The organism is Spirosoma sp. 48-14 (assembly GCF_001898575.1).
Taxonomy (GTDB): domain Bacteria; phylum Bacteroidota; class Bacteroidia; order Cytophagales; family Spirosomataceae; genus Spirosoma.
This window is the reverse complement of record NZ_MKUD01000039.1, coordinates 70,614-83,200: the sequence shown is the minus strand read 5'-3', so window position 1 is coordinate 83,200 and position 12,587 is coordinate 70,614. Positions and strand designations below refer to the sequence as shown.

Here is a 12,587-nt window from a genome sequence, read left to right as displayed (position 1 = left end):
ATGACTCCCTCTGCTTTTGCTCAATACGCTACCCAATACCGCGATAATTTACTGAACGATGTCATCCCATTCTGGCAGCGCTTTTCGCCTGACCAGGAGCATGGTGGCTTTTTTACCTGCCTCGATCGTACCGGAAAGGTATACGATACCGATAAGTTTATCTGGCTGCAAGCCCGGCAGGTCTGGACATTTTCGATGCTCTATAACCGGGTGGGCAGTAGTCGGCCAGAGCTAAAAGCCGACTGGCTCGCTATGGCTCAACTTGGAGCTGATTTCCTCATGAAACATGGTCGGGCCGAAGATGGGAGCTGGTATTTCTCGACCACTCGCGAAGGCAAACCGCTGGTGCAGCCGTACAATATTTTTTCGGATTGCTTTGCTACCATGGCCTTTGGGCAACTTTCGCTGGCGACGGGCAACGACGAGCAGGCTCACCTGGCAGAGTCGACCTTCCGGCAGATTCTGGCCCGGCGCGAGAACCCCAAAGGTGCCTGGAAAAAAGCCGTTCCGGGTACGCGGCCACTGAAGAACTTTGCCCTGCCGATGATTCTGTGCAATCTGGCGCTCGAAATCGAACACCTGCTCGACAAACCGCTGGTGGAGCAAACCATCGATGAATGTATTCACGAAGTGATGACGGTCTTTTTCGACCCTGACCTGGGACTAATCCGGGAAAATGTCACCCCCGACGGCCATATATCCGATTCGTTTGACGGGCGACTGCTCAATCCGGGCCATGCCATCGAAGCCATGTGGTTCATCATGGATCTGGCCGTTCGGATGGGAGATCGTTCCCTGCTGGAGCGGGCCGTACAGATTACGCTCGATACGCTTGCCTACGCCTGGGATACAGAGCATGGGGGAATTTTATACTTTATGGACGCCAATGGCTGTCCGCCCCAGCAACTGGAGTGGGATCAGAAACTCTGGTGGGTTCATGTCGAAACGCTGATCAGTTTGCTGAAAGGCTACCAGCTAACGGGAAATCAGGCCTGCTGGGAATGGTTCGAACGCGTTCATGCCTATACCTGGTCGCGCTTCCCGGACCCGTCCAACGGTGAGTGGTTTGGCTACCTGAACCGTCGGGGCGAGGTGTTGCTTCCTCTGAAGGGTGGTAAATGGAAAGGCTGTTACCATGTACCTCGTGCCCTTTATCAGTGCTGGCAGGTGCTTGACAAGCTATAAAACACTTAATCGGGTACTAGTTTGCCAGGATTTAGAATACCACGCGGGTCCAATGCCTTTTTGAGGGTTCGCATCAGAGCGATTTCTTCGGGTGTACGACTTAAGTAGAGCCAGGTTTTCTTCTCCAGGCCGATGCCATGTTCGCCGGTTATGGAGCCGCCGATTGGTTGGAGCCGGGTGTACAGAATTTCTTCTATGCTATGTTTAGTAGTGTGGTCATCATGGCCACAACTGATAAACAGGTGAAGGTTCCCGTCGCCCATGTGCCCGAAGGTGTAGAGATACACGTCGGGCCAGGTTTGTTGGAGAGCTAACCGTATTGTTTTGATGTAGGCATCCATCTCGGAAATGGCAAGGCTGATGTCGAACAGAAAAACGGGTCGATGAACCGAGAAAATAAACTCTACATTTTCGCGGATACCCCAGAACCAGTCCAGCTCTTTTTGCGATTGGGCTATTACTGCGTCAACGATCAGATCGGTAGTCAGGCACTGTTCTAAAAAGGCTTCGAACTGTTGTTTGTCTCTGTCGGCATCCTGTCCGAGTGATTCCAGTAACACGTAAAAAGGATAATGCTGAGCCAGGGGCGGTGCGAATAAAGCAGGCTTCGATGTCATCAACTGGTAATAGTCCTGCCACAGCAGTTCAAAACTGGTAAGATCGTTTTTCAGGTGGGTTTTGGCCGCCAGCAGCAGGGCATTAGCTTTTTCGAAACTGTCTACCGCTATAAAAGCCGTGTTACGGGTTTTGGGCATATCGTCCAGTTTCAGCACCGCTCTGGTGATAATACCTAACGTTCCTTCGGAGCCAATGAAAAGTTGTTTCAGGTCATACCCGGCATTATTCTTCATCATTTTGTTCATCGATGAAACGATGGTTCCATCGGCCAGAACTACCTCCAGGCCCAGCACCAGATTGCGCATAACGCCATAACGCAGGGCCTGCAACCCACCGGCATTCGACGCGATATTGCCTCCAATCATGCAGCTCCCTTTGGCACCCAGATCGAGCGGGAAAAGCTGCCCATGTGCGGCTACCTGATCGCGCAACTGTTGCAGCACAACCCCCGCCTGTACGGTTACGGTTTTGTTGACCACATCGATTTGCTCGACCTGATTCATCCGCTCAAGGCTCAACGCTATTTCATGGGCATTCGTATCTGTACCGCCAACCACATTGGTCAATCCTGCCTGGGGCACAACGGGTTGGTGAAACTCGTGGCAAATTTGAAGCATTCGGGATACCTCCTGGGTGGTTGTGGGCAAAAGTAACGCCCGACAATTGAGGCTGCCGGTTTGTTTCCAGTGGCTGGCCACACGTGAACTGGCTTCTTCACGGCTGAGCACGGTGTTCCTGCCAAACGTGTTAACCAGTAGCTCGACGATATCGGACATGGTAGGAGGGAGAAAAAATCAGAAAACGGTCGATTACTTAAAGATGAAACAGAAGCTTCGTTACTACCGTGTCGAATAGAAAGCAAGGGAGCGGAGAGAATAGGCTACTGCTAACCAAACAGAAAAGCCTTACAACCAAGTTGCAAGGCTTTCTATAGGTTGGTAATCTGTTAGGTAGGTAGGTTAATTTCGGCAGCCCACGTAACCCTGAAAGGCGGTTGCCATGATCATGCCTGGTGAAATGGAGGAGTTATATTGCCAGTACACCTCTTTAGCGCTGTGTTTGGTTTCATCCCATTCGACGACACCCAACGGCGACAGGTCGCCCAGGGCTACGCTCGTTTCCAGAAACTCTATAGCATCGTCTGTTGAGTCGAATGCAACAACGCCGGGCATTTCCTGGAGTTGAAAAACTGCCAGAAAAGTTTCCTGAGAATTCATATCAATAAAACTTGTTGCCATAAAGAACCTTAACTACTGTATTTGACTGCGTTTTTTCGCAATTGTCACTTTCATTTTTTCAAATAATCGACTTGGTCGGCTTTCTGGGATGACCCCTCAAAACAGCCCGTCTGGAACAGGATAGGATAAGTACATCAATTAGTCAGAATAAGACGTATCGATCAACTGGCAAACGGTTTCCAGAGCAGCCTCATCGCCAACATTACCTGGGAAAACGACATAACGAATACCTGGAAATTTACTGCCTTCGGTCATTTGCCAGACGGGTACGCCGGGAATGATAGGCCCCAGTACCAATGCTTTCTCGGCCGATAACCCGTTCGATGCCAGATCACTGGAGGTAATACCTCCTTTTGCCACAATGAACTTCGGACGGACTGCGAGTTTTTGAAGTACCTTGACCAGGAAGTCAGAAACAAGCGAGTTTATGGTCAGGCTTTCAATGGCATCAATACCTACCTTTTGTTGGCGACTAGTATACAGGACAACGTTTTCTCGGGCTTCGAGCCAGTTGCCCATCTGCTGACTTATGCCAATGGCATGTGACGACGAATCACTACTGGTCAGCAATTCGGCAACGTCGACTTCGATGGTCTTATACGTCCCTCGCTTTAGCAGCCAGCTTAGCTGCTGGGTTGTTTTGGGAACGTGCGATCCGACAATGACCAGATAACCATTGGCTGATGAAGGCACTGTTTTGGTGGGGATGAATGGCCTGCCCGAGGCCAGTCCGGCCCGAATCGGAACAAACGTAGCCGACGTTCGGTATAGAAACTGCTTGCCCGTTGCTTCGGCCAGTAGGAGTCCCATCACGACTACTTCCAAATCGCGGTATCTGACCGCATTAACGACGCACACGCTGCCATCGGTACAGCGTGCGAAGGCTTCGCTAACGGCCTCTGGACCACCTGTACGGATTTCGTCGAGACTGATTGAGTGTACGGCCGATGCCTGTATTCGCCCATTTGTTTTTTCCTCAACCCACTCCTTCAGGTTCGAATGGGTATAGCCAAATACCACATCCTGGGCAAACGGTGTATCTGATACGGGTACTAGCTTTTGATTTTCGGCCAGATAATGGACATCATCGATGGTGTAGCGGCCACCTTCAATAAACGCAGGAATCAGTACAGTGATGGCTTTTGTCATACCCAGCGATTGCGCAACAGCATCTACTTCAGTCGGAAAATGTCCCCGTAAGGTTGAATCACTTCGGCTAACAACAACAATGTCGCGCCCACTTTCACGAACGGCTTGCTTTAAGCTTTGACCGATTTCCTGAGCGAGTTCAATCGCTTCATTTTCGGGCAGACTACGCGAATTGGTGAGGATATACAGAATGGAAGGATTCTTCTGTAATTCTGCTGTAATCAGTTCTACGCGCCAGGAAGTCAGTACGGTTACGTCATAGCAAGTCTGCGTACCGGTAGGATCGTCGTCGAGCACAACAATCGTTTGCCGACGTTTTTCGAATACATCGCGAATAGCTGGTAACAGATCGGTCGGATAGTCGGGTGGTAATTGCGCTAGCTTCTGATTCACAGATTGATACATGGATCGTCGGATTGGTTCTTGAAAGCCTGTATAAAACCGATAGTTTACCGATTCATCAGGAGTTTCAACTTGGTTTCGGCTTTCATAGGGTAAAAGAATAGAACAGTATGCAACTAATTATAACAGGTGGAGCGGGATTTCTGGGGCAGCGTCTGGCAAAAGCTCTTGTGAGCAGTTCAATTCCGTTCGACGAACTCTGTCTGATTGATATTGGGCTGCCACCGAAACCGGTTGACGATGCACGAATTAGTTGCCAGCAGCTAGACCTGGCCGATGAAGGTGCGGCCGAAAAAATTATATCAGCCAGAACCGGAATCGTGTTTCATCTGGCGGCTATCGTAAGCAGTCATGCCGAGAAGGACTTCGATCTGGGTTGGAAAGTCAATCTGGATATTACCCGGCATCTGCTGGAAGCTTGTCGGCAGCAAAATCCGGCTATTCGGTTTGTTTTTTCCAGTTCGCTGGCGGTGTATGGTGGCCAGCTTCCGGCTATTGTCGATGAATCAGTAGCTGTAAAACCACAATCATCGTATGGAGCCCAGAAAGCGATCGGCGAATTGCTGGTGAACGATTATACCCGAAAAGGCTTTGTCGATGGCCGTGTATTGCGGTTACCTACCATCTGTGTGCGTCCTGGTCGGCCTAATCAGGCTGCTTCTTCGTTTGTCAGTAGTATCATTCGGGAGCCTATTCAGGGCGAGGAGGCCATTTGCCCAGTAGCTCCCGAACTGCCCTTGTGGTTATCGAGCCCGAATACAGTGATTCAGAATATCCTGACAGGTGCGATGCTGGATGGCAAAACGTTTGGCGACTGGCGTACCGTCAATTTGCCGGGAGTCAGCGTAACCGTGCAGCATATGCTGGATTCTCTCGAACGGATTGTGGGTAAAGAGGCTCTTGACCGGGTTCAGTTCAGGCCAGATCCGGCCATTAATGCCATTGTCAGTAGCTGGCCGGGTCTGGGCGATAACACACGAGCGTTAGGCCTGGGGTTTCAGGTCGATCTGCATTTCGATGACTTTATCAGGCAGTTTATGGCCTATGATCGCGCATAACTCCCGGCGAGTATACAAGGGATAACGGACACGTAAGTAACAATCTTGACGACTTATTGGCGATAGTCAGTCAATTTTGTTTCTTGCATACCTAATTCATCAGTATATCGGAATGTGGTTAGATTCTAAGAAGATTGTGGTCATTGGTGGCACCACTGGTATGGGGCTATCAGCGTCATTGGCTTTTATTCGCGAAGGCGCACAGGTTGTGGTGGTTGGGCGTAATCCAGAAAGTTGCACCGCTGCTGAACGACAATTGGATGGTAATGGCCTGGCGATGTCGGGCGATGCCTCTGATCCGCAAACGGCGCCCAAAGCCATTGCGCTTTGTCAGCAGATTTTCGGTGGTTTCGATGGGTTGTACCACGTTGCCGGGGGGAGTGGACGGCGGTTTGGCGATGGACCTCTGCATGATATGACCCTTGATGGCTGGAACTATACGGTCAACCTGAACCTAACCTCGCTCATGCTGTCAAATCAGGCGGCTGTGCGGGCGTTTCGAGCCCAGGGTGGCGGGGGCACTATCCTGAACATGGGATCGGTGTTAGGGTCGAGCCCTTCTCCGACCTACTTTGCTACCCACGCGTATGCTGCCATGAAATCGGCTGTAATTGGTTTTACCAAATCGGTGGCTGCCTATTACGCCAACGACAACATACGAATCAATGTATTGGCCCCGGCACTGGTCGAAACGCCTATGGCGCAACGTGCCGTTCAGGATGATACGATATTAGCTTTTACCAGAACGAAGCAACCGCTGGATGGAGGACGTATTGGCCAGCCAGACGATCTGGACGGAGCCGCCGTGTATTTCATGTCCGATTACTCGGCATTTACCACCGGGCAGGTGCTAACTGTCGATGGGGGCTGGAGTGTTAGTGAAGGGCAATTATGATTCCCAGAGCTGAACTAAGGAAGATTGCAACGGCCCGTTTGGCAGATGCTGAATTATTAGTAAAGGCTAAGCGCTTTGATGGGGCAAGTTATCTGAGTGGTTACGCCGTTGAGATTGGGCTGAAACTGCGAATATGTAAAACGCTAAAGTGGCGGGGATTTCCCGAAACGAACAGCGAGTTCCAGGGCCTAAGTAGTTTCAAAACTCATGATTTTGATGTTCTGCTTCGCCTGTCAGGTGTTGAAGATACAGTTAAAACTCGCTATTTGGCTGAATGGTCTGACTTGAAACTGTGGAAGCCAGAGCTTCGTTATGCCATAACAGGTAATGCAACAAGCCTGTCTACTGCCAGAATGATTAGTGCCGCAAAAACATTACTTAAGATTTTATGAAAGCACTTGCTAATAAAATTGGTCAGTTGCGCAAAGTCATAGAAGAGCAAAAGGGGCCATTAGCCTTGTATGCTATGGTATTACCCGAGGACGCTATTGCCTGGGACATGTTAGTGGCGGCAACGTGGATTGATAAAGATCAGTCGGATGCGTTAAAGTATTTAGTCAAGCAGGTACAAAGCGTTTTAACCAAGCAGGAACTGCTAAATTTATCGGGCATTTTACTGTTCGATACGGATAAGTTAGCCGAGTATGGTGTATCTGTAGACAGTGAAACGGGCTGGGAGGAAAACAATATCGAGTTTTATGGAAGACGAGTACAGAAGGCGTATATTTTTGTTGGGCCTCTGGTTGGTCTGAATTTGTCAAAGTACAAGGTAAATGATTGAGACCCAGCGCCTGACTATTGTTCCGCTTACGCTTAAGCAATTGTACTTGTACATACTGGATACCTATCAGCTGGAAGAGGCTATGGGTCTTAAAACGGGGTGCCGGGAACTGGTTGAGCCGGTGCTGAGTATCGTCATCCATTTTACGATTCCACGGTTGAAAGATCCCGCCAATGCCCCTCTTTACCACACCCTCTGGATAGCCATCGACCGCGACAAACAGCAATTTGTAGCTGAAGCCAAGTTTAAAGGGGAGCCCGACGAAACCGGCACCATCGAAATTGGCTATGGTACCTACTCCGCTGTGCATCGGCAGGGGTACATGACCGAAATGGTGGGCGGGCTCCTGAAGTGGGCTAGCGAACAGCCTGATGTTCAGCGAGTAGTTGCCGACACCCAGGCCGAAAACGTCGCGTCTCAGAAAGTGCTGGAGAAAAGTGGATTTCGGTTATTCGATCAGATTGAAGATATGCTTTGGTGGGAATACCCAATTCGGTAGCGAGTAACGTTGGCACTTTTTGCTGGTAAAATTGTAATTTCGGCTTCCTGCAAATAAACCCTACCTATGCATTCACGTCGTAAATTCCTCCGTCGGCTCGGAGGTACATCGGCTTTGCTGGCCGGAGGAACTACCCTGGTTGGCGCCGAAACCTTTTCCCCTTCAAAAACAACTTATCGCGAACATCTGATTGAGATTGTACAGCCACGCTCCATAGCCGATACGATCAATATTGGCCTGATTGGCGCTGGAATCATCGGCCATTACGACCTCGATTGTGCGCTGAAAGTACCGGGTACGAAAGTAGTTGCCGTGGCTGACCTATACGCCCCCCGACTGGTCAGGGCAAAGGAAGTCTGGGGACAGGATCTGTTTACCACCCACGATTATCGGGAAGTACTGGCCCGGAAAGATGTCGATGCGGTTCTGATTTGTGTGCCCGATCACTGGCATGATCATATCTCGATTGCGGCACTGAAAGCTGGAAAACATGTGTACTGCGAGAAGCCGATGGTACACCACATCGAAGAAGGGCAGGCCGTTATTGCGGCACACAAGAAATCAGGTAAGGTATTTCAGGTAGGTAGCCAGCGCGCAAGTGCATCGGCTGTACTTGAGGCAAAACGGCGTTATGAAGCTGGACACATTGGCGAACTGACGTCTGTCGAAACGTTTCTGGATCGGACGGATGCGTTGGGAGCCTGGCAATATACGATGCCACCGAATCTAGATCCTAAAGACCTGGATTGGGACCGATACCTGGGCGATGCCCCCAAACATCCTTTTCAGGCGGAGCGATTTTTTCGGTGGCGAAATTACAAAGACTATGGCACGGGCGTAGCAGGCGACCTGTTTGTCCACTTGATTACGGGCGTTCATACCATTACGGGATCACTCGGACCAACCCGAATTTTCGCGCTCGGCGATCTGAATTTCTGGAAAGATGGACGGGATGCTTATGATCTGGTAACGGCTATGATGGACTATCCCAAAACGGATAAGCACCCATCGTTTCAATTTACAACCCGCGTAAACCTGGCTACGGGCGCTGGTGGCGATATTCATACCCGGCTCGTCGGAACGGAAGGCGTTATCGATATTGGCTGGAATTCGTTCGTCATGAATCGGCTAAAACGGCCCAATGCACCTATGTATAGCCGGGGCTATGATGCGTTGTTCACCTATCCGCAGGCCATGCAGGAGGAGTTTATCCGGCAGTATGAGCAGAAATACCCGGCTGGTCAGTTTACCCGAACCGTACAGAACGAACCCGTCGTTACCTATACGGCTCCCGATGGCTACGATGATCGGCTCGATCACATGATTGTTTTCTTTAATGCCATCCGGGAAAATAACCCGTCGCTCGTGAGGGAAGATGCTGAATTTGGTCTGCGGGCGGCAGCTCCGTCGCTGGCTGCCAACCTCAGTGCAGCCCAGCGAAAAGTCATCCACTGGGACCCCGTTGCGATGAGAATTTCTAAAGCTACCTAGCAACCTGATTCATACTAGTGTTAAGAAGAGCCTATTAAACAAACCCTAAACGCAACAAAACCAGTGCAGCCTGTTCCTATTAAAACGACCGTTGTTGGGTCAATGCCTTTTCCCGGCTGGCTCGAATTTTCCAGCCAGCACCTAACGCAGTTCGGCCCTGCCGATATCAACGAACTCATCGAGGATGCCGTGATTGCCTCAGTTCATGATCAGGTTGCGGCCGGATTGGATGTGATAACCGACGGCGAACAAACCCGATTCGATTTCAACCTCTCTTTCTACGGCTATATCAACGGGATTCAGAATAATGAAACCGAACTGCGTCGATTTGGGCCACCCGCTCATGACCAGCGAGGGAAGCATAATATTATTGAACCGCTTACAGCACCGAAAGGCCTGGGCGTTGTGGAGGAGTATTTGCGGCTAAAACGACTGGCTCCCGAAGGACAGGGTCTCAAGGTGTCGATTCCCGGGCCTTACACACTGAGTGGACGGTTACTGCCCGGAAGTCTTTACAAAGATCGATGGGAGGTGACCGAAGCCTTATTGCCCCTGGTTAGTGCAGAGATTGCCCGTCTGGTCGAACTGGGTGTACCCGAAATTTGTGTCGATGAACCATCCATGTCATGCTATGCGTATCGGGAAGATACAAAACGGTTCGTCGATATTTTTAACCGGACGGTGGCACCAGGTGTGGGAAAGACTCGCCTGTCGATGCACCTATGTTTCGGGAATTATAAAGGTCGTTCGGTCGGTAAAAAGACAATAGCGCCCATGCTGCCTGACTTCCTGGATATGCATGTCGATGAGTTGCATACCGAGATGACGGTGCTAAATTTTGCGGAGGTAAACCTGCTTGAACGGTTTGCCGAAAAGTTCGATGTTGCTGTAGGAGTCATCGACGTTAAAAGCTATTATATCGAAACGCCCGAGGATGTTGCTGAACGAATCCGTAAGTGCCTGCCTTATGTTCCGGCGGAGAAACTGGCCGTAGCGCCCGATTGTGGCCTTAGTCAGACAGCTCGCTGGGCTGCTAAACAAAAACTGGCAAACATGGTGGCTGGTGCAAAACTAGTACGGGCTGAACTCTGAACCAGGATTTAACGGATTAAACGGATTGGCTGGATTTTGTGAAATGGGTATTCCAGGGCAATCTAGAGTCAATCAGTTTAATCCATCAAATCCTGGTTCAGACTATCGGTAAGCTGGCAGCGTTCGTGTTGCAGTTTATCAAGATTCTCGTTCAGAAGCATGCGGGTTCGGGCGTTGTCAAAATGCTCACTGTACGATGCCCGTAATTCCTTCCGTTTCATGGCTTCCAGAAAACGGCGCACATCTTCGGGTGTTTCGAGCAAAAGCGGTGGGACTTCGGTAGGTTGCTCGGCTTCGTTTTTTGCCACCATCGTAAAATAGCTGGTGTTTGTATGCTTTACGGTTCCTAAACGGACATTTTCGGCTATTACTTTTATACCCACAACCAGTGATGTGCGCCCAACGTAATTGACTGAAGCCAATAACGAAACCAATTCGCCCACTTCAACCGGTTGCCGAAAATTGACGCCATCGACCGATACCGTCACACAGTACTGACCAGCGTGTTTGGCGGCACAGGCATAAGCTACTTTATCCATCAGCGATAGGAGAATACCGCCGTGAACACGCCCGCCAAAGTTGGCATACGACGGAATCATTAACTCGGTAAGCGTTGTGCGTGAATAGCTAACAGGTTTGGCTGTCATAAGTAGGGTGGGTTGACGTTAGTGAGTGATATACCAGATACGTGTTTAAGCATCAAACATAAAAAAATGCCAGCGCAAGTTGCGTTGGCATTTTTCATTTACCTAACCTATGAGAAAGTGTCGTTGCGGATGGATCATCAGCTACGTGACAAAGGTAGCCTGTCATTATGCAGTTATTTCAGAGCAAAACCACTGATTTTAATCCCCTTTAATACATCAGGCAGAAATCCGCAGTTTGATGCGTAGAACTACGTATTAGCAATTCGATGATTTATTCGTAAGTGGTTGTTTTACAGATATATAATGCCTTTAAGTAGACATTGGGTAAACTTGTTATGCAATTCAGGTTGTCGTATTTTCGACTGGCTTTCCGGTTCTATCCACCTAATACAACCTGACACCACCTACTTTTACTCCTTACATCTAGCATGACAGATTCTGTGTTTAATGAACAGGTTGGACGTTTTCTGAATCCGAAGGAAAGTGTCCCAATGAAAGAGACGTACCGTAGTGCCAAACTGGCCTGTGGTTTGAAAGAAGATGAGTATACCCGTTCCGAATTTTTCGGTGCCGCCAAAATCAATCAGTTGCTGAAGCAGAAAGGCTGTGTTGGTATTCGGGTTCATTATGCCAAGCGGTGGGAAGACGAGGATGGCAAGCCTACCGAAGTAGGAAAAGGCCAGTTGAAACCCCGCGTTCTGCTGACAGGTGTCGATGAACGAGGTCGTGATTTACTTCTCCATGCTAGCCAGGCCGGTTTGAAAGATGACGGCGGTGACGATGGAGATATGGTCGTGGGCGATGGCTGGGTATGCCCCAAGCAGTGTGGATCATAATTACCTTAGTAAATGGTTGAAAAATTCATTCTTCTGGCTCAGAAATATCCATTAAGCCTTGTACAGCATATTTTGTTAATACTGCCCGTTTGCATAGGTCTGTTGCGATGGAAATTTTTGAGTCAGGAGCTGAAAATTATTACTGTCTTTTTCCTGCTTTATTTTAGTAAAGAGACAATTGCGCTTTATTTCGTACTCAATCGAATAAATAGCCTTGGTCTCGAAAATATATTTTCCTGTATACAGGCTATCGTATTGGCATTGATGTATGACAAAGTAATTCTCAGTAAATCAAAGCGAAAAAGTATCTATATTGGACTGGCTATAGTGTTGATAATCAATATAATTACGTTCAAGAAGGCTGAAATATCAAATATTGGGAATACAGTTGTTCGGGTATATATGATTTATATTGCGCTAAACTTTTTTGTTTGGCTATTAGAACAATTAAAGATACGAAATGTAATACTCTACGGAATGTTTTGGGTGAGTGTTGGGGTTCTGCTATATGCTGCCGGAACCTTATTTATGTATTTATTCAGCGAATATATATTTACCCCCAAAGCGTCGGACGAACTATTTGATATCTATTGGGGAATCACTCAGATTGTCAGTATCATTTTTTGTCTGACAACCTCACTCGGTGTCTGGGTTAGTAAGTATGATAGCGAAAATTATCTTTGACGCCACAACTAT

General features: G+C 49.0%; 13 protein-coding genes. 9 read left to right on the top strand and 4 right to left on the bottom strand.

Going from position 1 to position 12,587, the window contains the following annotated elements:
* On the top strand, positions 1–1,185 hold the full coding sequence (locus tag BGO59_RS20115; RefSeq protein ID WP_293686089.1) for an AGE family epimerase/isomerase: 1,185 nt from the start codon (positions 1–3) through the stop codon (positions 1,183–1,185).
* Positions 1,186–1,190: 5 nt separating this feature from the next.
* On the opposite strand, the gene BGO59_RS20110 is transcribed toward BGO59_RS20115, so the two are convergent.
* From BGO59_RS20110 to BGO59_RS20100, 3 genes are all read right to left on the bottom strand, one after another.
* Positions 1,191–2,579, bottom strand: coding sequence for an FAD-binding oxidoreductase (locus tag BGO59_RS20110; RefSeq protein WP_293686088.1), 1,389 nt, complete (start codon positions 2,577–2,579; stop codon positions 1,191–1,193).
* A 183-nt stretch (positions 2,580–2,762) separates the two neighbouring features.
* A complete protein-coding gene (locus BGO59_RS20105; RefSeq protein WP_293686086.1) occupies positions 2,763–3,020 on the bottom strand; it encodes a hypothetical protein in 258 nt (85 codons plus the stop codon).
* Between the two features lie 159 nt (positions 3,021–3,179).
* On the bottom strand, positions 3,180–4,595 hold the full coding sequence (locus BGO59_RS20100) for a four-carbon acid sugar kinase family protein (RefSeq protein WP_293686084.1): 1,416 nt from the start codon (positions 4,593–4,595) through the stop codon (positions 3,180–3,182).
* A gap of 107 nt (positions 4,596–4,702) precedes the next feature.
* On the opposite strand from BGO59_RS20100, the gene denD reads away from it, so the two are divergent.
* From denD to BGO59_RS20065, 7 genes are all read left to right on the top strand, one after another.
* Positions 4,703–5,650 (top strand): D-erythronate dehydrogenase, encoded by a 948-nt coding sequence (denD, locus tag BGO59_RS20095; protein WP_293686082.1) that lies wholly within the window; start codon positions 4,703–4,705, stop codon positions 5,648–5,650.
* A gap of 112 nt (positions 5,651–5,762) precedes the next feature.
* Positions 5,763–6,545, top strand: a complete 783-nt coding sequence (locus BGO59_RS20090) for an SDR family NAD(P)-dependent oxidoreductase (protein ID WP_293686080.1) — start codon at positions 5,763–5,765, stop codon at positions 6,543–6,545.
* Positions 6,542–6,937: a hypothetical protein gene (locus BGO59_RS20085; RefSeq protein WP_293686078.1), complete on the top strand. Its 396-nt coding sequence runs from the start codon at positions 6,542–6,544 to the stop codon at positions 6,935–6,937. Before BGO59_RS20090 ends, BGO59_RS20085 begins: the two co-directional genes overlap by 4 nt.
* On the top strand, positions 6,934–7,326 hold the full coding sequence (locus BGO59_RS20080) for a hypothetical protein (protein ID WP_293686076.1): 393 nt from the start codon (positions 6,934–6,936) through the stop codon (positions 7,324–7,326). The genes BGO59_RS20085 and BGO59_RS20080 overlap by 4 nt, the downstream gene beginning before the upstream one ends.
* Complete coding sequence (locus BGO59_RS20075; protein ID WP_293686074.1) at positions 7,319–7,825, top strand: GNAT family N-acetyltransferase; 507 nt, start codon at positions 7,319–7,321, stop codon at positions 7,823–7,825. The genes BGO59_RS20080 and BGO59_RS20075 overlap by 8 nt, the downstream gene beginning before the upstream one ends.
* A gap of 66 nt (positions 7,826–7,891) precedes the next feature.
* On the top strand, positions 7,892–9,316 hold the full coding sequence (locus BGO59_RS20070) for a Gfo/Idh/MocA family oxidoreductase (RefSeq protein ID WP_293686072.1): 1,425 nt from the start codon (positions 7,892–7,894) through the stop codon (positions 9,314–9,316).
* Positions 9,317–9,379: 63 nt separating this feature from the next.
* On the top strand, positions 9,380–10,408 hold the full coding sequence (locus tag BGO59_RS20065) for a methionine synthase (RefSeq protein ID WP_293686070.1): 1,029 nt from the start codon (positions 9,380–9,382) through the stop codon (positions 10,406–10,408).
* A 77-nt stretch (positions 10,409–10,485) separates the two neighbouring features.
* Here BGO59_RS20065 and BGO59_RS20060 read toward each other — a convergent pair whose 3' ends face one another.
* Positions 10,486–11,055, bottom strand: coding sequence for an acyl-CoA thioesterase (locus BGO59_RS20060; RefSeq protein WP_293686068.1), 570 nt, complete (start codon positions 11,053–11,055; stop codon positions 10,486–10,488).
* 428 nt (positions 11,056–11,483) lie between these two features.
* On the opposite strand from BGO59_RS20060, the gene BGO59_RS20055 reads away from it, so the two are divergent.
* Positions 11,484–11,891, top strand: a complete 408-nt coding sequence (locus BGO59_RS20055) for a hypothetical protein (protein ID WP_293686066.1) — start codon at positions 11,484–11,486, stop codon at positions 11,889–11,891.
* Positions 11,892–12,587: the final 696 nt, after the last annotated feature.